Raw genomic sequence first — 24012 nt, 5'->3', positions numbered from 1 at the left:
ACTACCGCGAAGTCCGAAACGCCGGACACCCACGGAGATTTTCATGTCGCACACACTGATCGCCGCTCTCCTCGCGTTGAGTTCCGCGTTGTGCATTGCCACGGGTGACGTGTTGCAGCAACGCACGGCCCAGCGCATCACCGACCGGGCGGTAGGCTCCGTCGAATTGTTCGCCAATTTGCTTCGCAGCCAACGGTGGTGGTGGGGCACGCTGCTCTTGGTGGCGAGCATTGCGTTGCAAGTCGCGGCCCTGGGCGAGGGTTCGGTGCTGCTGGTCCAGGCGCTGCTGATGTTTTCGGTGCTCTTCGCGCTGCCCCTCAACGCCAGGCTGTCGCACCGGGCCGTCACTGCAGGCGAATGGGTGTGGGCCGCGCTGTTGACCGCCGCGGTGACAGTGGTGGTCGTCGTCGGCAATCCGCAAGCCGGCCATAGCGGCGCATCGCTTCGCACCTGGGCGGTGGTGGCCATCGTGTTGGGGCCGCTCCTGATCGGCTGTGTGGTGGCCGGCCGCATTCGGGGCGGCGCGGTGGCCGCCATGTTGTTCGCCTTCGTGTCCGGGGCGTTGTGGGGCACCTTTGCGGCGCTCACCAAGGAGGTCGTCGCTCGGCTCGGCGAGGGGCCAGCCGCGGTGATGCGCGCCCCGGAGCTCTACGCCTGCATCCTTGTCGCCCTGGGCGGCGTGGTGTGGAGCCAGGCGGCGTTTCGCGCCGGGCCGCTGACCGCGTCCATGCCCACGCTGCAGGTGTCGCAGCCCGTCGTCGCGGCGGTGCTGGGCGTCGTCGTCCTCGGCGAGACGCTTGAGACCGGTCGACCCGGCATGATCGCCCTGACGGCAGCGGCGCTGGTGATGATCGCGGCCATCATCAAGCTCGCGCGCGTCGAGGCCGTCAGCGCCCGCGACAGGGGCGACGCCGAACTGCACGAAGAGTCCAACTTGCCGGCGTAGTCGGCGCCGCTGGCTGTTGGCCGCGCCGGAAATGACGATTTCATTGCGGCGATGACACCGAACGGACGCCCCGGCTCAGCTGGCACGGGAGCGTCGGCAGATGCCATTAGAATGCCTGCAGCTACCTCGCTGGTCAGCGGTGACCATCTGGAGAATTGAATGGAAGGTCACTGGATGGCGCATTTGCGGAAACGCCGATCATGGCTGGTGGCTGCCATCGTTCCGATTGCTGTGCTCACCGCCGCCTGCGATGGCAACCACGCGGCGGCACCGGCGAAGGTCATCTTCGACAAGGGCACCCCGCTGGCCGACCTGCTGGTCCCGAAGCTCACCGCCTCGGTGACCGATGGCGCCGTCGGTGTGACGGTGGATGCGCCCGTCACGGTGAGCGTTGCCGACGGCGTGCTCGCCTCGGTCAGCATGGTCAACGAGAACGGCAGGTCGATCAGCGGGCAGCTGAGTCCCGACGGCCTGCGGTGGTCGACCACCGAGCAGCTCGGCTACAACCGGCGTTACACGTTGACCGTGAAGGCAACCGGCCTGGGCGGCGCGGCCAGCAAGCAGATGTCGTTCGAGACCAGTTCACCCGCCCACCTGACCATGCCCTACGTCAGCCCGGCCGACGGCGAGGTGGTGGGCATCGGTGAGCCGGTGGCGATCCGCTTCGACGAGAACATCGCCAACCGGGCGGCGGCCCAGAAGGCCATCAACATCACCACCAACCCTCCGGTCGAGGGCGCGTTCTATTGGCTGAACAACCGCGAAGTGCGTTGGCGCCCAGAGCATTTCTGGAAGTCAGGGACCACCATCGACGTGGCGGTCAACACCTACGGGGTGGACCTGGGCGACGGGATGTTCGGCGAGGACAACGTCAAGACGCACTTCACCATCGGTGACGAGGTGATCTCGACGGCCGACGACACCACCAAGACGGTGACCGTGCGGGTCAACGGCGATGTTGTCAAGACCATGCCGACGTCGATGGGCAAGGACAGCACCCCAACGGCCAACGGCGTCTACATCATTGGCGCCCGGTTCAAGCACATCATCATGGACTCCTCGACCTACGGGGTTCCGGTCAACTCGCCCAACGGATACCGCACCGAAGTCGACTGGGCCACGCAGATGTCCTACAGCGGCGTTTTCGTCCATTCCGCGCCATGGTCGGTGGGCGCGCAGGGGCACACCAACACCAGCCACGGCTGCCTGAACGTGAGTCCCAGCAACGCCGAGTGGTTCTACGACCACAGCAAAAGCGGTGACATCGTCGAGGTGGTGCACACGGTCGGGCCGACGCTGCCCGGGATCGAGGGGCTGGGCGACTGGAACATCCCGTGGCCGCAGTGGAAGGCGGGCAACGCCAACACCTGACGTAGCGGTCAGTCGATCTTGTGCCAGCTCCCGCAGCTTCGAGTCATGAACGCGGTATCGGTCGGCAGGATCCGGACCACCTGGGGGCCGTCGCCGACGTTGTTGTCGATGATGTCGTTGGTGTCGAAGCTGCGCAGCCTCGCCCAATAGCACCCGGACTTGGCGCCATCGCTGCGGTAGGTGCCCGCCGCGATGTCCTTGTTGACGATGTAGGTGCCGTTGTTCTCGATCGATGTCTTGGGCCCCGGCGGGGGTGGCGGGGCGACGGTCTTGGTCACCGTCTTGGTTTCTGGTGGCAGTGTCGACATCACCGTCGTCGTGGTGTGACTCGACCCGCCACAACCCGCGAGGAACAGCGCGACCCCCACGACGGCCGCTGCCCCCGGGCGCAGGCGCCGGGGTCGGGGCGGGGCGGGGCGTTGTCTCGTCACTACCTTCCACTCACGGGTGCATCGGCATCGCGCCGAGTCGGTAACACCATAAAAGGTCAGGGAGCGGTGATGCTCCCTGACCTGTGGGGTGAGTGACGGGACTCGAACCCGCGACATTCAGGATCACAACCTGACGCTCTACCAACTGAACTACACCCACCACGGCCGCAAGCCGACCTGCGCACGATGTCGGTCAACGAGCGGCGACGTCGATACTAGCCGGTCGGCGGCGCGGAGGCCGAATCGTTTGGTCCCGGTGCGTCTTTTCCGCCATCGAGGGCGGCGACGATCGCCTCGATTTCGCTGGTAGACGGGCCCGGCGGCGCGACGAACGCGGCCTGGCGGTAGAACTGCAGCTCGCGGATGGACTCGTGGATGTCGGCCAAAGCGCGATGGGCCAGGCCTTTTACCGGCTGACCGAAGTAGATCCGCGGATACCAGCGGCGGCAGAGCTCTTTGATCGAACTCACATCGATCATGCGGTAGTGCAGGTAGGCGTCCAGGGCGGGCATGTCGCGCACGATAAAGGCGCGATCGGTGGCGATGGAGTTTCCGGCCAGCGGCGCCGTCTTGGGTTGCTTGACGTGTTCGCCGATGTAGTCGAGCACCATCGCCTCGGCGGTCGCCAGGTCGACGGTCGAGGCCCGCACTTCGTCGGTGAGCCCCGAGCGCGAGTGCATTTCGCTGACCACGTCGCCCATCGCCGCGAGCGCGGCGTCGTCGGCATGGATCACCACGTCGACCCCGTCGCCGAGAACGTTCAGATCGGCGTCGGTCACCAGCGCCGCGATCTCAATCAGCTTGTCCGAGCCCAGATCAAGCCCGGTCATCTCGCAGTCGATCCACACCAGTTCGTCTCGCACAGCGCTCAGACTAGTGGCGATCGCAAGTGCGGCGGAGCCGGGCGCTGCGGGTCGCCACCATTGGACTAGTGGCGATCGCAAGCGCGGCGGAGCCGGGCGCTGCGGGTCGCCACCATTGGACTAGTGGCGATCGCAAGCGCGGCGGAGCCGGGCGCTGCGGGTCGCCACCCAGTGCACTACGCGCAGGTGACGCCCGCGCCGGTCCTCGCCCGCGTCTCAACTGGAGAAGTAGGGTGAGCGTTGTCGAACTGCATGCCGAATCACCGGGGAAGAGGGGCGCAGCACGATGAGCACCGATTCAGCGGCCACGGCCGCGACGCGGATCGCCGAGGGCTACGCCGTCGGTGGCCAGGCACTCGAATTGGGCACGGTCGTCATCGACGGGGCGGCCGATCCGACGGCACAGATCCGTATCCCGCTGGCCACCATCAACAGGCACGGCCTGGTGGCCGGCGCCACCGGCACCGGCAAGACCAAGACGCTGCAACTGATCGCCGAGCAGCTCAGCGCCGCGGGTGTTCCCGTGCTGATGGCCGATGTGAAGGGCGACCTGTCCGGGCTTGCCCAGCCCGGTAAGGGCGACGACAAGACGGCCGCGCGGGCCAAAGACACCGGCGACGACTGGGAGCCGACCGGTTTTCCGGTCGAGTTCTTGTCGCTGGGCACCGATGGGGTCGGTGTGCCGATCCGGGCTACGGTGGCCAGCTTCGGCCCCGTGCTGTTGTCAAAGGTGCTGGGGCTCAACGCCACTCAGGAGTCGACGCTGGGGCTGATCTTCCACTGGGCCAAGGAGAACAACAGCGCCCTGGTGACCCTGAACCAGCTGCGTGATGTCATCACCCACCTGACCAGCGACGCGGGCAAGGAAGACCTGAAATCCCTTGGCGGAGTGTCGTCCACGACGGCCGGGGTGATCCTGCGGGCACTGGTGAACCTCGAGGGCGAGGGCGGCGACACGTTCTTTGGCGAGCCGAAGCTCGACCCGCGGGATCTGCTACGCGTTCAGGAGGGCCGCGGCATCATTTCGCTGCTGGAGTTCGGCGGTCAGTCGTTGCGCCCGGTCATCTTCTCGACCTTCCTGATGTGGCTGCTGGCCGACCTGTTCACGGTGTTGGACGAGGTCGGCGACGTGGACAAGCCGAAGCTGGTCTTCTTCTTCGACGAGGCGCACCTGTTGTTCGCCGACGCGTCCAAGGCGTTTCTCGAGCAGGTCGAGCAGACCGTGAAGCTGATCCGGTCGAAGGGCGTCGGGGTGTTCTTCTGCACCCAGTTGCCCACCGACATTCCCAACGACATCCTCTCCCAGTTGGGCGCGCGCATTCAGCACGCGTTGCGCGCGTTCACGCCCGACGACCAGAAGGCGCTGAGCAGGACCGTCCGCACCTACCCGAAAACCGATGTCTACGACCTGGAATCGGCATTGACGTCATTGGGGATCGGCGAGGCGGTGGTGACCGTGCTGTCCGAGAAGGGTGCGCCGACGCCGGTCGCGTGGACCCGCATGCGAGTGCCCCGCTCGTTGATGGCCTCGATCGGCAACGACGCGATCCAGTCGGCGGCGAAAAACAGTGCGCTGCAGGCCACCTACGGCGAGACCAAGCCTCAACCGGCGCAGCCGCAGGCCAGCCCGCCGGCTCGGCCCCCGTCGCGGGCGCCGCAAACCCAGTCGGACTACCCGCCGGTCCCCTCGAATGAGGCGGTCCCGCCGATGCCGGAGCCGGCGGAGCCGGCGGGGCCAAAGGGTCCCTCGATGTGGGAGGAAGTGCTGCAGAACCCGACGGTGAAAAGCGGCATCAACACCGCGATACGTGAAGTGGTGAAAAACATCTTCGGCACCGGGCGCCGCCGCCGAAAGTAGCGCTGGACCGTTCGTCGCGCCCGTAACGCCACGGCGAAAAATCGGGCTGATAATCGCCGCTCCGTTACGCCCAGGGAGCCGCCGCCGCTACGCCGCCGCTACGCCGCCGCCGGAACTACCCGCCGCCGAGCTTCTTGTAGAACGCGCCCACGATGGGCGCCACGATGGCGCGCGGGCCGTACCCGCTGGCCACCGACATGGCCTTTGACGTCAGACCCGGGACGACGCGCATCTTGTTGCGCGCCAACGCATCCAGCGACACGCGCGCGGTGTGCTCGGTCGAGATCCACAGAAAGTCCGGCACCAGCCGCTCGACGATCGAGGCCTCGGTGTCGTCGGGCAGATCGGTCCGCACCGGGCCCGGCGCCAGCAGGGTCACGTTGACGCCGGACCCGCGCAGCTCACCGCGCAGCGATTCGCTGAAGGTGTTCGCGAACGCCTTGGTCGCCGCATAGGTGGCGTTGTAGGGGATCGGCGAATTACCAGCCGCCGAACCGGAAATGAGGATGCCGCCGGACTTCCGCTCGACCATTCCCGGCAGCACGGCCAGCGTAAGGTCATGCACCCCAAGGACATTCAGCTGCAGTTGCGCCTTCTCGCCGGCCGGATCGAGCGTGGCGACCGGACCGAAGGTCGCGGTGCCCGCGTTGGCGCACAGGATCGAGATGGGGCGGGCGGCCAGCTCGTCGCACAGCTTCGCCCGTTCGCCCGGGTCGGCCAGGTCGGCGGGGCGCACGTCGACGGTGACGCCGTACTTGCCGGTCAACCGGGCGGCCAGGTCCTTGAGCAGGTCTTCGCGACGTGCGGTGACGATCAGGTGGTGTCCGCGTGCGGCGAGTTCGGTGGCGAGTGCCTCACCGATGTTCTGCGAAGCTCCGGTGACAACGGCGCGCGCCTCGGCGCTTGGGGCGGGTAACGGCATGCGCCAATCGTAGACAGCGGGCGCAACGCGGCCCGCGGGCGATCGCGGGCGCCTATAGAGTGCCGGGCATGAGCCAGCCGGAGTCGCATCCCGCCACGCCCGCGCGATCGCGCGTGCTGGCCTGGGCGCTCTGGGACTGCGGTTCGACCGGCCTCAACGCAATCGTGGCGACCTTCGTCTTCTCCGTCTATCTGACCAGCAGCGTTGGGGTGGGGATACCCGGTACCACCACCCCGGCGAGCTGGTTGGGCCGCGCGGCGGCCATCGCCGGACTGACCGTCGCCGTGCTCGCGCCGGCCGTCGGCGTGTGGGTGGAATCCCCGCATCGCAGGCGGGTGGCGCTCAGTGTGCTGACCGCCACAGCGGTGACGCTGACCGGTGCGATGTTCTTCATCCGCGACCGTCCCGGCTACCTGTGGGCGGGCCTGGTGCTGCTGGGGGCGACGGCGGCGTGCGGCGATTTGGCCAGCGTCCCGTACAACGCCATGCTGCGTCAGCTTTCGACGCCGCAGACTGCCGGGCGGATATCCGGGTTCGGCTGGGCGTCAGGTTATGTCGGAAGCGTTCTGCTACTGCTGGTGATCTACACCGGGTTCATCTCCGGGTCCGGCGGCGGTCCTGACGCGACGCGCGGTCTGCTGCGAGTTCCCTTGCGGGACGGGCTTTACGTCCGCGAGGCGATGGTGGTGGCGGCGATCTGGTTCGCGGTGTTGGCGCTGCCCCTGCTGTTCGTCGCGCAGCGGCTCACCGCGTCCTCGGAGGAGTATCAGCCGACCAGCATGCTGGGCGGCTATCGAAAGTTGTGGACCGAGGTCAGCGGGGAGTGGAAGCGCGACCGCAACCTGGTGTACTTCCTGTTCGCCAGCGCCCTCTTCCGGGATGGGCTGGCGGCGATCTTCGCTTTCGGGGCGGTGCTCGGCGTCAACGTGTACGGCATCTCCCAGGCCAACGTGTTGATCTTCGGGGTGGCCGCCAGCGTGGTCGCCGCCGTGGGGGCGGTGCTGGGCGGGTTCGTCGACCACCGGGTCGGATCGAAGCCCGTCATCGTGGCCTCACTGCTCGCGATCATCGTCCTGGGACTGACCCTGATGGTGCTGTCCGGCCCGGTGGCCTTCTGGGTGTGCGGGCTGCTGCTGTGCATGTTCATCGGCCCGTCGCAGTCGTCGTCGCGCGCCCTGCTGCTGCACATGGCCAAGCACGGCCGGGAAGGCGTCGCGTTCGGCCTCTACACCATGACCGGGCGGGCGGTGGCGTTCGTCGCGCCCTGGCTGTTCTCGGTGTTCGTCGACGTCTTCGGCGCCGTGCGGGCCGGCCTGGGTGGGATTTCGCTGGTGCTGGTCGCCGGACTGGTGGCGATGCTGGCGGTCCGGGTCCCGCTGCGCGCCTCCGCGGTCGCCCAACCCGCGGCCGAGCCGTCGTAGCGGGCGCGGCCGGCTAGCCGCGGGCGTCGCAGATCGTCAGACCGCCGCCGACGCGCTTGCTGACCTGCACCCCGTCGACGGTCAACGTGCAGGTGACGCTGTGGCCGATGTTGACGATGGTGACGTTGGCCGGGTGATTGGCCGACTTGGACAGGCTGACCTCTTTGCTCCAGGGCAGCGCCACGTTGAATTCGGTCTGGATGAGGCCGCCGGTGTCGATGTACATGATGCTGATCGCGCGGCCCTCCCCCGAGACGGTGTAGACGACGTCCTGCATCGCCGCCGGCCCGGTCGTCTCGGGGGGCAGGGCGGGAACGCTGGTCGGTGGTATCGGCGCCGGAATGAGCGACGGGGTCCGGTGCGGCGACGTCGTCGTGGTCGGCGTGCTGGGCTCGGGCATCGCCGGCAACGGCGGGACCGCGGTCTGGGTCTTGATCGCGTCGTTCGCGAGCACCAACGCGATCACCAAGGCGACGGCCAGCAACACGGCCGCGCCGGCGCCGATCCACAACCACCGCGACGATTTCGGAGCGTCGGGCGGCGGGGGAGCCATGCCGGGCGGCAGCTCGCTCGCCGGGGGCAGATCTTGCTGCCAGTAGGCCGGCAGCCGCTTGGTCGTGTTCGCCTCGTTCGGACTGGGCGCCCACGGTGATGACGTCGTCCCGCCATAGCTCGGCCCGTACGGCGTCTGGTCGGCGTACGCGGGATCGGCGGAGGGCGAATACCTCGGCTGCTGCGGCCCCGGCTGCGATGTGCTAAACCGCTCGGTGGGACGTGAATCGTTCATGTCCACCTCATGGCTTGCAGGGTACCTGTACTGAAGTGTTAAAGCCCTGAGTCACCTTACGACGGGGAACTCAGGGGCAGCGATTTCCGGCGGCGAGCGCGGCCACCGTCATCGCCCGCATGACGGTGCGCGACCGCGCCGTGCGGACCGGCTTGCTGCGCGAGGCGTCCGAGGACTTCATGCTGTGCGGGGTCGAATTCAGCAGACCGAACACGGCGTGCGCCGCCAGCCGAGCGTCGGCCTCGGCCAGCTCGGGATTGAGCTCCCGCAGCACCCCCACCCAGACCTCGACGTACTGACGCTGGGATTTGCGCACCTGCTTTTCGGCCGCCTCGGGCAGATGCGCGAGGTCGCGATCCTGGATGCGGATCAGGTCGGGTTCGTCGAACACGAAGTCCAGATGAAAGTCGATCAACGCGTCCAGCACGGCGGTGGCATCGGCGTTGTCGGCCCGCACCCGCCGCGCACCGGCGAGCAGCCGGGTGCTGATACCCACCAGCAATTCGACGAGCAGCGACTCCTTGTTCGGGAAATGCCGGTAGATCGCCGGACCGCTGACGCCGGCCGCGGCGCCGATGTCTTCCAGCCGCACCGCGAGGAACCCGCGCTCGGCGAACAACCGCTCGGCGGCGGACAGAAGTTGTAGGCGGCGGTCAGACTTCAACTGACTCCGGCGATTTGGAGCGTCGGGCGCACCCGCCTGACCGTCGGAGGCGGACGTTGTCATGACGAACCTCCGTTGGTTAACTGGCCCTAACGTAGCACGAGTTATTCGCGATTAACTCACGTTTTCCGATTGATGCGATCGTTTCTGGACCGGCAACGACGACGATGGTATTCTCACCTTGAGTTAATGAGCATTAACTCAAGAATTGCCTGACCGCACGACGGCAAGGAGGCTGCTGCGGCGATGGACAACGTGGTGACCTCGCCCGCGAAGGCCGAGGCGTCGTTCGCCGACGAGCACCGCCGGCTGGTCGGCGAGCTGAACGCCAAGCTGGCCGCGGCGGCGCTGGGCGGTAACGAGCGCGCGCGGGAACGCCACGTCAGCCGCGGCAAGCTGTTGCCTCGCGAACGGGTGGACCGCCTGCTCGACCCGGGTAGCCCCTTCTTGGAGCTCTCCCCGCTCGCCGCGGACGGCATGTACGGCGACGAATCTCCGGGCGCCGGAATCATCACCGGCATCGGCCGGGTCTCGGAGCGCGAGTGCGTGATCGTCGCCAACGACGCGACGGTCAAGGGCGGCACCTACTACCCGATGACGGTCAAAAAGCATCTGCGCGCCCAAGAGGTGGCGCTGCAGAATCGGCTCCCGTGCATCTACCTGGTGGACTCCGGGGGTGCGTTCTTGCCGCGGCAGGACGAGGTGTTCCCCGACCGCGAGCATTTCGGTCGCATCTTCTACAACCAGGCGACCATGAGCGCCAAGGAGATTCCACAGGTGGCTGCGGTGCTCGGTTCATGCACGGCCGGCGGCGCCTACGTGCCTGCGATGAGCGACGAGGCCGTCATCGTCCGCGAGCAGGGCACGATCTTCTTGGGGGGTCCGCCCTTGGTCAAGGCGGCGACCGGCGAGATCGTGTCGGCCGAAGACCTCGGCGGTGGTGACCTGCATTCCCGCGTTTCCGGTGTCACCGACCACCTCGCCGACGACGACGAACACGCCCTGCGGATCGTGCGTGCGATCGCGGCCACCTTCGGCCCGCGCGGGGCCAGCCCGTGGGAGGTGCGATCCCCGGTCGCACCCAGGTGCGCGCAGACCGAGCTCTACGACGTGGTGCCGCCCGACCCGCGCGTGCCCTACGACGTGCACGAGGTCATCGTGCGGCTGGTCGACGGCGGCGAATTCAGCGAATTCAAGGCCAATTACGGCAAGACCCTGGTGACCGCGTTCGCCCACATCCACGGCCACCCGGTGGGCATCGTGGCCAACAACGGTGTGCTGTTCAGCGAATCCGCCTTGAAGGGCGCGCATTTCATCGAGCTGTGCGACAAGCGCAAGATCCCGCTGCTGTTCTTGCAGAACATCGCCGGCTTCATGGTCGGTCGCGATTACGAGGCCGGCGGCATCGCCAAGCACGGCGCCAAGATGGTCACCGCCGTCGCCTGCGCGCGGGTGCCCAAGCTGACCGTCGTGATCGGTGGTTCCTATGGGGCGGGCAACTATTCGATGTGCGGCCGGGCCTATTCGCCACGCTTCCTGTGGATGTGGCCCAACGCCCGGATCTCGGTGATGGGCGGCGAACAGGCCGCGTCGGTGCTGGCCACCGTGCGCGGCGAGCAGCTCGCCGGCGCGGGCAAGCCGTGGTCGACCGACGAGGAAGAGGCGTTCAAGGCGCCCATTCGCGAACAATACGAGAGTCAGGGCAACCCCTACTACTCCACGGCCCGGCTGTGGGACGACGGGATCATCGATCCCGCCGATACCAGAACCTTTGTCGGGCTGGCCCTTTCGGTGTGCGCGCAAGCGCCGCTGGAACCCGTCTCCTACGGCGTCTTCCGGATGTGAGTGCAGTGTTCGAAACCGTTTTGGTGGCCAACCGGGGCGAGATCGCGGTTCGGGTGATCCGCACCCTGCGCCGACTGGGCATCCGCTCGGTCGCCGTTTACAGCGATCCCGACGACGGCGCGCGCCACGTGCTCGAGGCCGACGAGGCGGTGCGACTGGGCCCCGCGGCGGCGCGCGAGAGCTATCTGAACATCGACAGGGTCGTCGAGGCGGCCGTGCGTACCGGATCTCAGGCGATCCATCCGGGTTACGGATTCCTTTCGGAGAACGCCGATTTCGCCGCCGCCTGCGAGCGGGCCGGGGTGGTCTTCCTGGGCCCGCCGGCCCGGGCGATCCAGGTGATGGGCGACAAGATCACCGCCAAGAACGCGGTCGCCGCCTTCGACGTCCCGGTGGTTCCCGGGGTCGCCAAATCCGGGCTGAGCGACGACGAGTTGGTCGCGGCCGCGGACGAGGTCGGATACCCGGTGCTGATCAAACCGTCGGCGGGCGGCGGGGGTAAGGGCATGCGCCTGGTGGAAGAACCGGGCAGGCTGCGCGAGGCGCTGGTGGGCGCGCGGCGCGAGGCCGCCTCGTCCTTCGGTGACGACACCCTCTTCCTCGAACGATTCGTGTTGCGCCCCAGGCACATCGAGGTCCAGGTGCTCGCCGACACGCACGGCAACATCGTGCACCTCGGCGAGCGCGAATGCAGCCTGCAGCGCCGCCACCAGAAGGTGATCGAGGAGGCGCCGTCGCCGTTGCTTGACGAGGCGACCCGGGCGCGCATCGGGGAGGCCGCCTGCAACACCGCGCGCAGCGTCGACTACGTCGGTGCGGGCACCGTCGAATTCATCGTCTCCGCGGCCCGGCCCGACGAGTTCTTCTTCATGGAGATGAACACCCGCCTGCAGGTCGAGCACCCGGTGACCGAGGCGGTCACCGGGCTGGACCTGGTCGAGTGGCAGCTACGGGTCGCCGCCGGGGAGAAGCTGGCGTTCGCCCAGGACGACGTCGAATTGCGCGGGCACGCGATCGAGGCCCGGGTGTATGCCGAAGATCCGGCACGGGGATTCCTGCCGACGGGCGGGCGGGTGCTGCAGGTCTTCGAGCCGTCCGGTGACGGTGTGCGGGTGGATTCTTCGCTGCGCGCGGGCACGCTGGTCGGCAGTGACTACGACCCGATGCTGAGCAAGGTGATCGCCCACGGGACCGACCGCGACGAGGCGCTGGCCAAACTCGACCGGGCATTGAGCCGGACCGCGATCCTGGGCGTGCAGACCAACATCGAATTCCTGCGGTTTCTGCTGGCCGACGAACGCGTGCGTACCGGTGACCTTGATACCGCGCTGCTCGATGAGCGGCTGGCCGACTTCGCTCCGGTGCCGGCCCCCGATGACGTGCTCGCGGCGGCGGGTCTTTACCGGCAATCCGTGCTGGCGTTGCGGGCTCGCCGCTTCGCGGGCAATCCGTGGGCGGCGCCGACGGGTTGGCGGGCCGGCGGCAGGCCCGCACCGGTTCGCACCGACATGCGCACCCCGCTACGCACCGAGACGGTGTCGGTGTGGGGGCCACCCGAGGCCGCCGGTGTTCGGGTGGGTGAAGGTGAAACATATTCCGCCGCAGCGCAAGTCGAGCAATCGCGAATGAGCGTTACGCTGGACGGGCTGCGCCGGGAATACCACTGGGCCGAAGCCGACCGGCACTTGTGGATCGCCGACGAGCGTGGCACCTGGCACCTGCGTGAGGCCGAGGAGAACAAGATCCATCGCGCCGCGGGCGCGCAGCGGGCCGAGATCGTCAGCCCGATGCCCGGCAGCGTGATCGCGGTTCAGGCATCCTCGGGCACCGACGTTTCCGAAGGCGACGTGGTGGTCGTCGTCGAGGCGATGAAAATGGAACATTCGCTTGCCGCACCGGTTTCCGGACAGGTGGAGGTGCTGGTCTCCGTCGGCGATCAGGTGACGGTGGACCAGGTGCTGGCCCGGCTGGTGCCCGCTGAATCCGGCGCGGCAAGCGATTCGAGTGAGGACGCGTCATGACCACATCCATTACCGCGGGGACCCTACCCAAGGAATACCAGGACCTGCGCGACACGGTCGCGGAGTTCGCGCGCACCGTCGTCGCTCCGGTATCGGCCAAACACGATGAGGAGCACAGCTTCCCGTACGAGGTCGTCGCCAAGATGGGGGAGATGGGCCTGTTCGGGTTGCCGTTCCCCGAGGAGTACGGCGGCATGGGCGGCGACTACTTCGCGCTGTCGCTGGCGCTCGAGGAACTCGGCAAGGTCGACCAGTCGGTGGCGATCACCCTGGAAGCCGGCGCCAGCCTGGGCGCGATGCCCATCTACCGGTTCGGCACCGAAGAGCAGAAGCAGAAGTGGCTGCCGGACCTGACCGCCGGCCGGGCGCTGGCCGGCTTCGGGCTCACCGAACCCGGGGCCGGCTCGGACGCCGGCGGAACGCGCACCACCGCCCGGCTCGACAACGGCGAGTGGGTGATCAACGGCAGCAAGCAATTCATCACCAACTCCGGCACCGACATCACCTCGCTGGTCACCGTCACCGCCGTCACCGGCACCAATGCGAACGGCAAGAAAGAAATCTCCTCGATCATCGTGCCCAGCGGCACACCGGGATTCACCGTCGAACCGGTGTACAGCAAGGTCGGCTGGAACGCGTCGGACACCCATCCGTTGAGCTTCGACGACGCCCGCGTCCCGCAGGAGAACCTGCTGGGTGCCCGGGGCACCGGCTACTCGGGCTTCCTGTCGATCCTGGACGAGGGCCGCATCGCGATCGCCGCGCTGGCAACCGGGGCGGCGCAGGGCTGCGTGGACGAAAGCGTCAAGTATGCCAAGGAACGCCAGGCGTTCGGCCAGCCGATCGGCGCCTACCAGGCGATCAGCTTCAAGATCGCCCGGATGGAGGCGCGTGCCCACGTGGCCCGCACGGCCTACTACGATGCTGCTGCAAAGATGTTGGCGGGCAAGCCCTTCAAGAAGGAGGCGGCAATCGCGAAGATGATCGCCTCGGAAGCAGCGATGGACAACGCCCGCGATGCCACGCAGATTCACGGCGGCTACGGCTTCATGAACGAATATCCGGTCGCCCGCCACTACCGCGACAGCAAGATCCTCGAAATCGGTGAAGGGACTACCGAAGTGCAGCTGATGCTCATCGCGCGATCACTGGGACTGTCATGAGCGAACTGGCCAAATCAGTTGTCCAGCGGGGCTTGTGGTTTGACGAGTTCGAGATCGGCACCACCTACCTGCACCGGCCCGGCCGCACGATCACCGAGGCCGACAACGTCTTGTTCACCACGCTCACCATGAACACCCAGTCGCTGCACCTGGACGCGGCCTGGGCGGCCGAGCAACCCGGCTTTCGCGGCGAGCGGCTGGTGAACTCCATGTTCACCCTGTCCACCCTGGTGGGGCTGTCGGTGTCGCAACTTACGCTTGGCACCATCGTGGCCAACCTCGGCTTCTCCGAGGTGTCCTTCCCCAAGCCCGTCTTCCACGGCGACACCCTCTACGCGGAAACCGTCTGCACGGCCAAGCGGGAATCCAAGAGCCGGCCCGGCGAAGGCATCGTCACCCTCGAGCACACCGGACGCAACCAGGACGGCGAGGTCGTCGCGCGGGCGGTGCGCACCACCTTGGTGCAGAAACGCCCTGCCGGCCAGGAGGTCAAGTGAACCTGCAAGCCGCCGGCCCCGGCTGGTTGTTCTGCCCGGCCGACCGTCCCGAGCGTTTCGCCAAGGCCGCCGCTGCCGCCGACGTGGTGATCCTCGACCTTGAGGACGGCGTGGCCGAAGCGGATAAACCCGCGGCGCGCAAGGCGTTGCAGGAGACGCCGCTGGATCCCGAGCGCACCGTCGTGCGGGTCAACGCCGCCGACACCCCGGAATACCCGCTGGATCTCGAAGCCCTGGCCGGCACCGCCTACACCACCGTGATGCTGTCCAAGACGGAATCGGCCGCGCAGGTGACGGCGCTGGCGCCCCGCGATGTGATCGCGCTGCTGGAGACGCCGCGCGGTGCGGTGTTCGCCACCGAAATCGCGGCGGCACCGGGCACCGTCGCGCTGATGTGGGGCGCCGAGGATCTGGTCGCCACGCTCGGCGGTAGCTCCAGCCGCAAGGCCGACGGCACCTACCGCGACGTCGCGCACCACGTGCGGTCGACGGCCCTGCTCACGGCGTCCACCTTCGGTCGGGTCGCGCTCGACGCCGTGCACCTGGACATCCGTGACCTCGATGGCCTGCGGGCCGAGGCCGAGGACGCCGTCGCGCTGGGTTTCGCCGGAACGGTGTGCATCCACCCGAGCCAGATTCCGGTGGTGCGCGAGGCGTACCGCCCCAGCGAGGAGCGGCTGGACTGGGCGCGGCGGGTGCTGACCGCGGCGCGGTCCGAACGCGGCGTCTTCGCGTTCGAGGGACAGATGGTCGACTCGCCGGTGCTCAAGCACGCGCACATGACGTTGCGCAGGGCGGGCGAGTCCGCCCCCGACTGACGGCTCCCCGAACGCGGCGTGGGCGAGGCGCGACACGTTGTGCCGTCGTCGCAATCAACGCGGTCTCTTCTCGTTCGAGCGCATAATGGTGGGTACGTCAGTGTCGCGGCGAGCGAAGCCTTTCGTGTAGCTGGCGATCGACTCCCGCTCGCGGCACCCGGCGAGGGAGGCGGTGTGGCGTAAATGTCTTCGGTGCCGATGGCTGTCGAGCTGGAACCGGTGCAACTCGTCGCTCCCGATGGCACACCGACGCCCGAACACCGCTATAGCCGTGAGCTTCCCGCGGAGACGCTGAGCTGGCTCTACGAGATGATGGTGGTCACCCGCGAGCTGGACGGCGAATTCGTCAACCTCAAGCGGCAGGGGGAGCTGGGGCTGTTCGCGTCCTGCCGCGGTCAGGAAGCCGCTCAGGTTGGCGCCACGGCGTGCCTGCGCAAGACGGATTGGTTGTTCCCCCAATATCGGGAGCTCGGCGCGTTTTTGGTGCGCGGCATCCCGCCGGGGCATGTCGGGGCGGCGTGGCGCGGAACGTGGCACGGCGGCCTCGAGTTCACCAAGAAATGCTGTGCCCCCCTGTCGATTCCGATCGGCACCCAGACCCTGCACGCCGTGGGCGCGGCCATGGCCGCCCAACGCCTCGGCGAGGATTCGGTGACGGTGGCCTTCCTCGGCGACGGCGCCACCAGCGTGGGAGACGTGCACGAGGCGTTGAACTTCGCGGCGGTGTTCGGCACGCCTTGCCTGTTCTTCGTGCAGAACAATCAGTGGGCGATCTCGATGCCGATATCCCGACAGACCGCCGCACCCTCGCTGGCGCACAAGGCGATTGGTTACGGAATGCCCGGAATCCGGGTGGACGGCAACGACGTTTTGGCCTGCTACGCGGTGACGGCCGAGGCCGCCGCCCGAGCCCGGGCCGGCGGTGGGCCGACGTTGATCGAGGCGGTCACCTACCGCCTGGCCCCGCACACCACATCCGACGATCCGAGTCGATACCGGACGCAAGAGGAAGTGGATCGCTGGGCGGCGCTGGAACCGATCGCGCGGTACCGCAGCTACCTGCAGGGCCAAGGTCTGTGGTCGGACCGGTTGGAGGAACGCGTCGCGGCCCGAGCCAAGCGGATGCGGGCCGAATTGCGCGACGCGGTGTTCGACGCGCCCGACTTCGACATCGACGAGGTGTTCACCTCGGTGTACGCCGAGATCACACCGGGGCTAGAGGCACAGCGCCAGCAGCTGCGGGCCGAACTCGACCGAAGCGATTGAGAGGCATCCATGACTCAGCTCGCTGATCGCCCGGCCGGCCACGACGAGACGCTCACCGCGGCAGTAGAACACGTCGTGCTGGGCGCGCAGTCGCTGACCATGGTGCAGGCGCTCAACCGGGCCCTGCACGACGCCATGGCCGCCGACGATCGGGTGCTGGTGTTCGGCGAAGACGTCTCGGTCGAGGGCGGGGTGTTTCGGGTCACCGAGGGGCTGGCCGCGGCGTTCGGCGAAGCACGCTGCTTCGACACGCCCCTCGCCGAATCGGCCATCATCGGGATCGCGGTGGGGCTGGCGTTGCGCGGCTTCGTGCCGGTACCCGAGATCCAGTTCGACGGGTTCTCCTACCCGGCCTTCGATCAGGTGGTCAGCCACCTCGCCAAGTACCGCACCCGCACCCGCGGCGAAATCGACATGTCGGTGACGGTGCGCATTCCCTCGTTCGGGGGAATCGGTGCCGCCGAACATCATTCGGACTCGACCGAGTCGTATTGGGCCCATACCGCCGGCCTGAAGGTGGTAGTACCGTCCAGCCCCGCCGACGCCTATTGGCTACTGCGGCATGCGATCACCTGCCCGGACCCGGTCATGTACTTGGAGCCCAAGCGCCGCTACCAGCGTCGCGGGCTGGTTGACGTCACCCGGCCCGAACCACCGATCGGACGGGCGATGGTGCGCCGGCCGGGTACCGACGTGACCGTCGTGACGTACGGCAGCCTGGTCGGCACGGCGGTCGGAGCAGCCGAAGAGGCTCAGCGGCAACGCGGTTGGAGTCTGGATGTCATCGATCTGCGCTCGCTGGTGCCACTGGACTTCGATACCGTCGCCGCGTCGATCCACCGGACCGGACGCTGCGTGGTGATGCACGAGGGCCCCCGGAGCCTGGGGTACGGGGCCGGCCTGGCCGCCCGAATCCAGGAGGAGTTGTTCTACGAGCTGGAGGCCCCGGTGTTGCGCGCGTGCGGGTTTGACACCCCGTACCCGCCGGCGCGGCTGGAGAAGTGGTGGCTGCCCGGACCCGACCGGCTGCTTGATTGCGTCGAGCGCGTGCTGGGGCAGCCATGAACGACGAGCGGGTCAAGTCGTTTCGGGTCCCCGACCTCGGCGAGGGGTTGGAAGAAATCACCGTGACGCAGTGGCACGTGGCGGTGGGCGAGGACGTCGAGCTCAACCAGGTGCTGTGCACGGTGGAGACGGCCAAGGCCGAAGTGGAGATCCCCAGCCCGTACGCGGGTCGCATCGTCGAACGCAACGGCGCCGAAGGCGATGTCCTCAACGTCGGGGCGGTGCTGCTGCGGATCGACACAGCGCCGCTGGGCGGCGATTCGCCGGCCGCCGAGACGGCGCCACCGACGCTGGTCGGTTATGGCGCCGACTCCGGCATCGACATCAGCCGGCGCACCACCCGCCCGCTGGCCGCGCCTCCGGTGCGCAAGCTGGCCAAAGAGCTGATGGTGGATCTCAACTCGGTGCAGGGTGGCGCGGGCGCCATCATCACTCGGGAGGACGTGCTGGCGGCGGCCGGCGGGAACGGCCATGGCGCCGACGTGCGGCCGGTCCAGGGTGTGCAGGCCCGGATGGCGGAAAAAATGACGCTGTCGCACAAGGAGATTCCACCGGCGAAAGTCGGTGTCGAGGTCGACTGCGCCGAGCTGCTGCGGCTGTCCGACCGGTTCCGCGCGGAGCAGGAGACCATCACACCCTTCGTCCTGACGTTGCGCTTGCTGGTCATCGCGTTGCGCCACAACGAGATGTTGAATGCGACCTGGGTGGACTCGCCGCAGGGACCGCGGGTGCGCGTCGAGCACCGTGTGCACCTGGGCATCGCCGCGGCCACCGAGCGTGGATTGCTGGTCCCGGTGATCGCCGATGCCCACACGATGACGACCCGCGAACTGGCAAGCAGGGCAGCCCAATTGATTGCCGGCGCGCGTGCCGGCAGCCTGGGACCGGGGGAGCTGCGCGGCTCGACGTTCACCGTGACGAACTTCGGGGCGCTGGGTGTGGACGACGGGGTGCCGGTGATCAACCATCCCGAAGCCGCCATCCTCGGCATGGGAGCGATCAAGCCGCGGCCCGTCGTCCGGGGCGGCGAGATCGTGGTGCGCCCGACGATGTCGTTGACATGTGTGTTCGACCATCGCATCGCCGACGGGGCGCAAGCCGCCCAATGTGTCTGCGAACTAAGGGATCTGATCGAGGCACCGGAGACCGCGTTGCTCGACTTGTGAGCGCCGGGTCACGAGTGCGGCGGCACGGGGCACCAGAACAGGCCACAGTTGAAGTTCGGCTGATGAAACGGCGGCGGGGGCGGGTACGGCGGAGGGTTGTCGGTGTCCCAACATTGGTTCCAGTACTTGTTCTCGCCCCAGGCCGGGTTCCACGGCTGGTTCGGGCACCAATGCGCTTGCGGCGGCGGCGCCGGCCGGGCCTGCGCGGTACCCGCCGTCAGCGCGAGTCCCGCCGTGGCGAGCCCACTAGTTAGCAGGGCCCCGGCGACAAGCCGGGTGAAGGTGTGGTGGATGTGCACGCTGCATTCCTTTGCTCAGGCGCCACTTCGGTGGGCGTCGTCGCAGCAAGTGCAGCCGGTCCGCCGCGCTACCGATCCCAATCTGCGCGCGTGCGGGGGAGGCCTACCGGCGTTGCGCGGCGGCCAATCGCTTTGCGAATTCCGGTGACTGGATGGAATAGGACTGCGGGCCGAGCTCGGCGCGCATGGCCAGCTGGTGTTGCTCGTTGTCCAGCGATCCCGGGCTGACGGTGGCGCGCATGGTGGCCTTGGTCGCCAGCACCACGTCGCGCGGTGCCGCCGCCGGGCCGGCGGCCAGCTCCAGCGCCGCGGCTACCGGATCGTCGGCGACGCTCAGCGCCAAGCCGTGCTGTACGGCGGCGTCGGCGTCGAAGCGCATGCCGAACAGCAGCGCGGCCCGCGCCACCTGGGGGCCGACGGCTCGCTGGAACATCCACGTCGCGCCCCCGCCCGGGTGTAGACCGAGCTTCTGGAATCGCGCGTCGAACACCGCGGCGGGTCCGGCGATGCGCACGTCGGCGGCCAGGGCCAGATTGAGACCCGCGCCCACCGCGGCGCCGTTGACGGCGGCAATGGTGGGCAGCCGGCAACCGCCGACGGCCATGAAGCCGTCGTAAAGCTGCTGCAGGCCCGCCTCGGCGGCGCCGCCGCCCGCCGCGCCCAGGGCGCTGAGGTCCGCGCCCGCGCAGAACGCCTTGCCGGCCCCGGTGACCACCACGGCATGCACCTCGGGATCGGCTTCGGCCCGCTCGACCGCCTCTCGCAGCAGGCCCGACGACTCGGCGGTGATCGCGTTGCGCCGATCGGGATCGTTGACGGTGATGAGCGCGACCCGGTTGGTGACGTTGAACAGGATCGGTTCGGACTGGGCCATCGGGCACCTCCGGCTTCGGGTCTTGGTGGCGGATCCGCCTGGGCGCACCGGTTTAACGGCGGCAGCGTCTTGGGCGAGGTAAGACTACTTCGCGCCCCGCACCCCGAGTCGGCCGGTGCGAGCGTGAATATCGAGAACCGGTAGGAAAAGGCGGGCATTCGACCGCTGGCGCAAAGGCGTAAACGTTTGCGGGGCCCGCAGCTGATATCGGAATCTACAAGCAATGCTGTGTTTATCAAAACATTATCTGCTGCTTTTCGCCCGCGCCGGTCGGACGCCCGGATCGACCTGGTGAAACAAGGGGTGGGCGCCCGCTCACGGGCCGGATGTCGGAGCTGGGCGCCGCCCTTGCCGCGCCACGGACGTTGCTCGGGCCGCGTTACAGCTCGGGTTTCGCTAACTTCTTCGCCAGCTCATCGAGTTCGGCTTGGCGCTCCCGCACCGCACACCCGCGCCGTTCCGTGCGCGCTCCGCGCATAACGGCCACCGGCAGCGCATCACTACGCAACTTGGTGTTGGCGTAATGTATTGCGGCATCGATCATTTCGATGTATCGCTCGGCATCGTGCTCGGCGCACGAACCCTCGATCCGCTGGATTTCATCCCAGCAAGGATAGGAGGAATACCGGGCATCAAGTTGTTGCTGCGAGACTTGCGTTCCGAAGTAACAGCGCCAGTCGCGGCTTAGCCAACCCCGAGTTTTGACTTCGACTTTGATTCGATTGCCAACGCCGGCTATGAACCTCGGCTCCCCGACGCGCACTACCGGCTGCCAGTCATTCGACGCCATATTTCGCCAACCCCTCGAAGAGAAGACGCTGTAAGTAATGATCTCCCCGTAAGCGCCATCTGCTCGTTTTGACACGCTGTTCCCAGTTCGATTAAAGCGCAAACTTTTGACAGCGACTTCGAGTTTTGTGGGTCCGCGGACGCTATGGGACCCTCACCCGATTGCCATTTGCCGCGGTTGCGCGTGCGGGTTCGTGGCCATCAGCGCGATCGCCAAAATGCGCCGTGACCTGCGCCAGCGCGCCAATCGCAAAAATATTTAGATCGCGCTTCGTGCGGCTTGCGTCGGGGTGCCCCCACCAATTCATCTGCGTCCCGGCGGTCACTTCGGCCCCGGAGGCACCATCCGGTGACCATAAGGTGATTCCCGAATCCGATAGCGCATGCGCTATCGCTTTCGGCGATCGCGACCAATGATCGAGCCCGGCGGCGGTTGACCGGCTGGACTCGCCACGCGCACTCCGCGGCCAAGGATGCGTAGAGGATCCGCCAAGCGCCGGCGCCCAAGCTCATGTCAGCTCGAACGAGCAATCCCCATCGGCATCGACGCAAGGAGCACCTCATGCGGACCGCGAGCTCCAGGACCATGCGCTACAGGGCGCCTGCCTACCGGGCGTACGCGAGGACGCGCGATCGCCGACTCGGGTACGTGCGGCTGATGCTGGTCGCCGTCGCGACGGCCGGATTGATCGGCCTGGGGGTCGGTGTTGCCAGCCTCGATCGACCGCTGGCCGGCCGGCCCTGTCCGGTTCCGAATGTCACCACGCATGACGCCGCCGGCCTCACCTGGTCGTGCGACCCGGCGTCGCCCGGACATCACGAGGCGGTGTGGCAGTATGCTGCCCGCGTCGTAGCCTCGATAGCACATGGGGCGCAACGGATTTCGTTGCCAGCGCCCGCCGGTTGGAGATGCGCCTCGGCAAAGACCAACGAGCGCCACCATTAGCGCAGCTCTCACGTCCGGCAAGTCGCTCGCGACCGTGCGGCACGCGCCGGTCACCATGGTGGCCAGTTGGGCGACCTCAGAGCTTTCCGGCCACGAAAGTGGCTGCCTGGGTTGGCATTCCGGATCCTTGGTAGGACAGATCCGCCGCCGAGAACAACTCGTCGTGTGACGGCAGTGCCAGCGGGCCGCCCGGAGTGCATACCGGATCGCCGGGCGCGCACAAGTCAATGGCCTTCGCCCCGTACCACGGGCTGACCACGCTCACCGGCGCCCCCAGATACCTGGCCGACGGATTTCCGAAGAGGGCCAGGGCGGCAACATGGTCGGCCTCGTCGGCCGTCAATATCTGAGGGATCAAGCCCGCGATCGGTGCCTGGGCGATGGTGATCAGATCTATCACCATCGCGCCCTGCGAATAGCCTCCGAGCACCAGTTTGGTGTTAGGACAGTTCGCCACCATGGACTGAACGTGGGCGTGCGCGTCGCCGGCGCCCGCCGACGCCGACGGTGCGAAATCCCCATCCGCGGGGTAGTTGACGGGATACACCCCGAGCGACCGGCCCCGGACCTGGGAGCGCAGCGAGTCGATGAACGCCTGTCCGACCCCGCCGACACCGGGTGGCTCGGCGGTGCCGCGGGCGAACGTGACCTCGATGTCCGGACAGGGCGAGGCGGACGCGGAGATCGGCGGACACAACGGCGACGAGCAAGCCGTCAGCACCGTGGCGGCCAGTACACGCGCTAATCGGCGTGCGTTCACGCACCAATGCTGACATATCGGGGCCGGAAAGGCACGGTCCGATCAGGGCCCAGCTAACGCGGGACATATGCCCGGACCGGCGTGCCGGCCGGCAAACTCGCGTGCCCCAGGCAATTCTTGGCCGACGGCTTAAGCGCTCACCGATTGGTCTATGGCGCAATGTTTCTCACGCTGCAAACGATCGGCGGCGATGTCCGCAATCCCCGCGATGATTCGGAGAGCTTCCTCGACAGTCGGGGAGCGTGCCGACCGCCCAACGGACCTGGCCTGAGGTCCGACCGAGTTATTTCTCCGCCATTGCCGGCATTGCGCCGTTGCGTTTGCAACCAGCGCAATACTCCTCATCCTGGTTCTGCGTTTCGTGTATGGAATTGCATTCAGGACATTCTTGAATGTATTTATGATTCGGATTCAAGCAAGCAGCCATAAGCTGTTGTTTTTGCCTGAATATGCTTGCTGAACTCTTATTGACCCTAGCCAACATCCTCGATAATTTCCCTGCTCAACGATGCAAATGGCCGACTCTTGTGGTCAGCTATCCGCGTTTGCCAATATCAATCACTGTTCCCAGCCGCGGCCGGTTGAAACCCCGGGTGAGGGTGCAACCTGCGCGCACCCGCGGAAATGGAGTAGCCGCCTACTCTAGACGGCTCACTTCGACGCGCCGGAGACTATTAACGTTCTCTTCCCATCTAGCGAAAGGTCCAGCCATGGCCATCGTCGCTACTACGATCGTCCATCCGAACCCTGGGGTCTCCTGGGACGACATTCAGAAGCAGCTGAAGCGAGCGACCGGGCTTGCCCGCAAACATGGCGCGGAGAACGTCACCGCGCTGGTCAACATGATCGGAGGTCAGGGCACCAACGCCATCGGCTTGATGTCGACTACCCAGGACTGGGCCACATATGGCCAGGTCCAGCAGAGCCTCAATGCTGACCCGGACTTCCAAAGCCTCCTCGTCGACGCGGCCCAAATGGCCACGTGGGAGAACTACGTCAGTCAGACGATCGAGGTCTAGCACCACGACCAGTTGATTTAAGTGATCGATCACCGTCGGTGGGGCGCGATGTCCAATTGCAGACCGGGGCGCCTATTGGCTGGGTAATTCAGTCCTGCTGACTACCTAACCGATTGACGGCGGGCCGGCAAGCGAGACACCGAACGCCCCACCGACGGTGATCGATCACTTAAATCAACTGGTCGTGGTGCTAGACCTCGATCGTCTGACTGACGTAGTTC

The 24012-nt window shown here is 67.2% G+C and carries 22 protein-coding genes and 1 tRNA gene; 13 read left to right on the top strand and 10 right to left on the bottom strand.

Annotation, left to right across the window (positions count from 1 at the left end):
* The first annotated feature begins 43 nt into the window (after positions 1-43).
* Both A5659_RS00600 and A5659_RS00595 read left to right on the top strand, forming a co-directional pair.
* On the top strand, positions 44-946 hold the full coding sequence (locus A5659_RS00600; protein WP_067178804.1) for a DMT family transporter: 903 nt from the start codon (positions 44-46) through the stop codon (positions 944-946).
* 159 nt (positions 947-1105) lie between these two features.
* Positions 1106-2317: an Ig-like domain-containing protein gene (locus tag A5659_RS00595; RefSeq protein WP_066860342.1), complete on the top strand. Its 1212-nt coding sequence runs from the start codon at positions 1106-1108 to the stop codon at positions 2315-2317.
* An 8-nt stretch (positions 2318-2325) separates the two neighbouring features.
* Here A5659_RS00595 and A5659_RS00590 read toward each other — a convergent pair whose 3' ends face one another.
* The 3 genes from A5659_RS00590 to orn form a co-directional block, all read right to left on the bottom strand.
* Positions 2326-2748 (bottom strand): hypothetical protein, encoded by a 423-nt coding sequence (locus A5659_RS00590; RefSeq protein ID WP_369806973.1) that lies wholly within the window; start codon positions 2746-2748, stop codon positions 2326-2328.
* Between the two features lie 84 nt (positions 2749-2832).
* Positions 2833-2908: transfer RNA gene (locus A5659_RS00585), tRNA-His, on the bottom strand.
* Between the two features lie 55 nt (positions 2909-2963).
* Positions 2964-3611 (bottom strand): oligoribonuclease, encoded by a 648-nt coding sequence (orn, locus tag A5659_RS00580; protein ID WP_066860339.1) that lies wholly within the window; start codon positions 3609-3611, stop codon positions 2964-2966.
* A gap of 286 nt (positions 3612-3897) precedes the next feature.
* Here orn and A5659_RS00575 point away from each other — a divergent pair, with 286 nt between their 5' ends.
* Positions 3898-5469, top strand: a complete 1572-nt coding sequence (locus A5659_RS00575) for a helicase HerA-like domain-containing protein (protein WP_067178803.1) — start codon at positions 3898-3900, stop codon at positions 5467-5469.
* Positions 5470-5584: 115 nt separating this feature from the next.
* Here the strand turns inward: A5659_RS00575 and cmrA are convergent, their stop codons facing one another.
* Positions 5585-6391, bottom strand: coding sequence for a mycolate reductase (gene cmrA, locus A5659_RS00570; protein WP_066860333.1), 807 nt, complete (start codon positions 6389-6391; stop codon positions 5585-5587).
* Positions 6392-6459: 68 nt separating this feature from the next.
* Between cmrA and A5659_RS00565 the strand changes: the two genes are divergently transcribed.
* Positions 6460-7812: an MFS transporter gene (locus A5659_RS00565; RefSeq protein ID WP_067178798.1), complete on the top strand. Its 1353-nt coding sequence runs from the start codon at positions 6460-6462 to the stop codon at positions 7810-7812.
* Between the two features lie 13 nt (positions 7813-7825).
* Here A5659_RS00565 and A5659_RS00560 read toward each other — a convergent pair whose 3' ends face one another.
* Both A5659_RS00560 and A5659_RS00555 read right to left on the bottom strand, forming a co-directional pair.
* Entirely contained in the window at positions 7826-8605 is a 780-nt protein-coding gene (locus tag A5659_RS00560) for an MmpS family transport accessory protein (protein ID WP_082972523.1), read from the bottom strand.
* A 64-nt stretch (positions 8606-8669) separates the two neighbouring features.
* On the bottom strand, positions 8670-9326 hold the full coding sequence (locus tag A5659_RS00555; protein ID WP_082972524.1) for a TetR/AcrR family transcriptional regulator: 657 nt from the start codon (positions 9324-9326) through the stop codon (positions 8670-8672).
* A 195-nt stretch (positions 9327-9521) separates the two neighbouring features.
* Between A5659_RS00555 and A5659_RS00550 the strand changes: the two genes are divergently transcribed.
* The 8 genes from A5659_RS00550 to A5659_RS00515 all read left to right on the top strand — a co-directional run bounded on the left by A5659_RS00550 (position 9522) and on the right by A5659_RS00515 (position 19104).
* Positions 9522-11108: a carboxyl transferase domain-containing protein gene (locus tag A5659_RS00550; protein WP_067142838.1), complete on the top strand. Its 1587-nt coding sequence runs from the start codon at positions 9522-9524 to the stop codon at positions 11106-11108.
* A 5-nt stretch (positions 11109-11113) separates the two neighbouring features.
* Positions 11114-13129, top strand: coding sequence for an acetyl/propionyl/methylcrotonyl-CoA carboxylase subunit alpha (locus tag A5659_RS00545; RefSeq protein ID WP_067178796.1), 2016 nt, complete (start codon positions 11114-11116; stop codon positions 13127-13129).
* Positions 13126-14292: an acyl-CoA dehydrogenase family protein gene (locus tag A5659_RS00540; RefSeq protein ID WP_066860320.1), complete on the top strand. Its 1167-nt coding sequence runs from the start codon at positions 13126-13128 to the stop codon at positions 14290-14292. Before A5659_RS00545 ends, A5659_RS00540 begins: the two co-directional genes overlap by 4 nt.
* Entirely contained in the window at positions 14289-14789 is a 501-nt protein-coding gene (locus A5659_RS00535; RefSeq protein ID WP_067178794.1) for a MaoC family dehydratase, read from the top strand. The genes A5659_RS00540 and A5659_RS00535 overlap by 4 nt, the downstream gene beginning before the upstream one ends.
* On the top strand, positions 14786-15607 hold the full coding sequence (locus tag A5659_RS00530) for a CoA ester lyase (protein WP_066860314.1): 822 nt from the start codon (positions 14786-14788) through the stop codon (positions 15605-15607). Before A5659_RS00535 ends, A5659_RS00530 begins: the two co-directional genes overlap by 4 nt.
* Before the next feature lie 183 nt (positions 15608-15790).
* Entirely contained in the window at positions 15791-16873 is a 1083-nt protein-coding gene (gene pdhA / locus A5659_RS00525; protein ID WP_197497860.1) for a pyruvate dehydrogenase (acetyl-transferring) E1 component subunit alpha, read from the top strand.
* A gap of 9 nt (positions 16874-16882) precedes the next feature.
* Positions 16883-17938, top strand: a complete 1056-nt coding sequence (bkdB, locus tag A5659_RS00520) for a 3-methyl-2-oxobutanoate dehydrogenase subunit beta (RefSeq protein ID WP_067178792.1) — start codon at positions 16883-16885, stop codon at positions 17936-17938.
* Positions 17935-19104: a dihydrolipoamide acetyltransferase family protein gene (locus A5659_RS00515; RefSeq protein WP_066860303.1), complete on the top strand. Its 1170-nt coding sequence runs from the start codon at positions 17935-17937 to the stop codon at positions 19102-19104. The genes bkdB and A5659_RS00515 overlap by 4 nt, the downstream gene beginning before the upstream one ends.
* A gap of 8 nt (positions 19105-19112) precedes the next feature.
* Here A5659_RS00515 and A5659_RS27535 read toward each other — a convergent pair whose 3' ends face one another.
* From A5659_RS27535 to A5659_RS00495, 4 genes are all read right to left on the bottom strand, one after another.
* The gene (locus A5659_RS27535) at positions 19113-19403 is read right to left on the bottom strand and encodes a hypothetical protein (protein WP_156748724.1); all 291 of its coding nucleotides are present in this window, start codon (positions 19401-19403) and stop codon (positions 19113-19115) included.
* Between the two features lie 103 nt (positions 19404-19506).
* Positions 19507-20277, bottom strand: a complete 771-nt coding sequence (locus tag A5659_RS00510; RefSeq protein WP_066860300.1) for an enoyl-CoA hydratase — start codon at positions 20275-20277, stop codon at positions 19507-19509.
* A 379-nt stretch (positions 20278-20656) separates the two neighbouring features.
* The gene (locus A5659_RS00505) at positions 20657-21067 is read right to left on the bottom strand and encodes a hypothetical protein (protein WP_066860297.1); all 411 of its coding nucleotides are present in this window, start codon (positions 21065-21067) and stop codon (positions 20657-20659) included.
* Between the two features lie 1021 nt (positions 21068-22088).
* On the bottom strand, positions 22089-22772 hold the full coding sequence (locus A5659_RS00495; RefSeq protein ID WP_067178788.1) for a cutinase family protein: 684 nt from the start codon (positions 22770-22772) through the stop codon (positions 22089-22091).
* Between the two features lie 710 nt (positions 22773-23482).
* On the opposite strand from A5659_RS00495, the gene A5659_RS00490 reads away from it, so the two are divergent.
* Entirely contained in the window at positions 23483-23791 is a 309-nt protein-coding gene (locus A5659_RS00490) for a hypothetical protein (RefSeq protein WP_066860288.1), read from the top strand.
* Positions 23792-24012: the final 221 nt, after the last annotated feature.

The sequence above is a fragment of the Mycobacterium sp. 1165196.3 genome, assembly GCF_001673415.1.
In the GTDB taxonomy this organism is placed as follows: domain Bacteria; phylum Actinomycetota; class Actinomycetes; order Mycobacteriales; family Mycobacteriaceae; genus Mycobacterium; species Mycobacterium europaeum_A.
The sequence above is the reverse complement of the archived record's forward strand: the minus strand, read 5'-3'. Positions and strand labels throughout refer to the sequence as shown.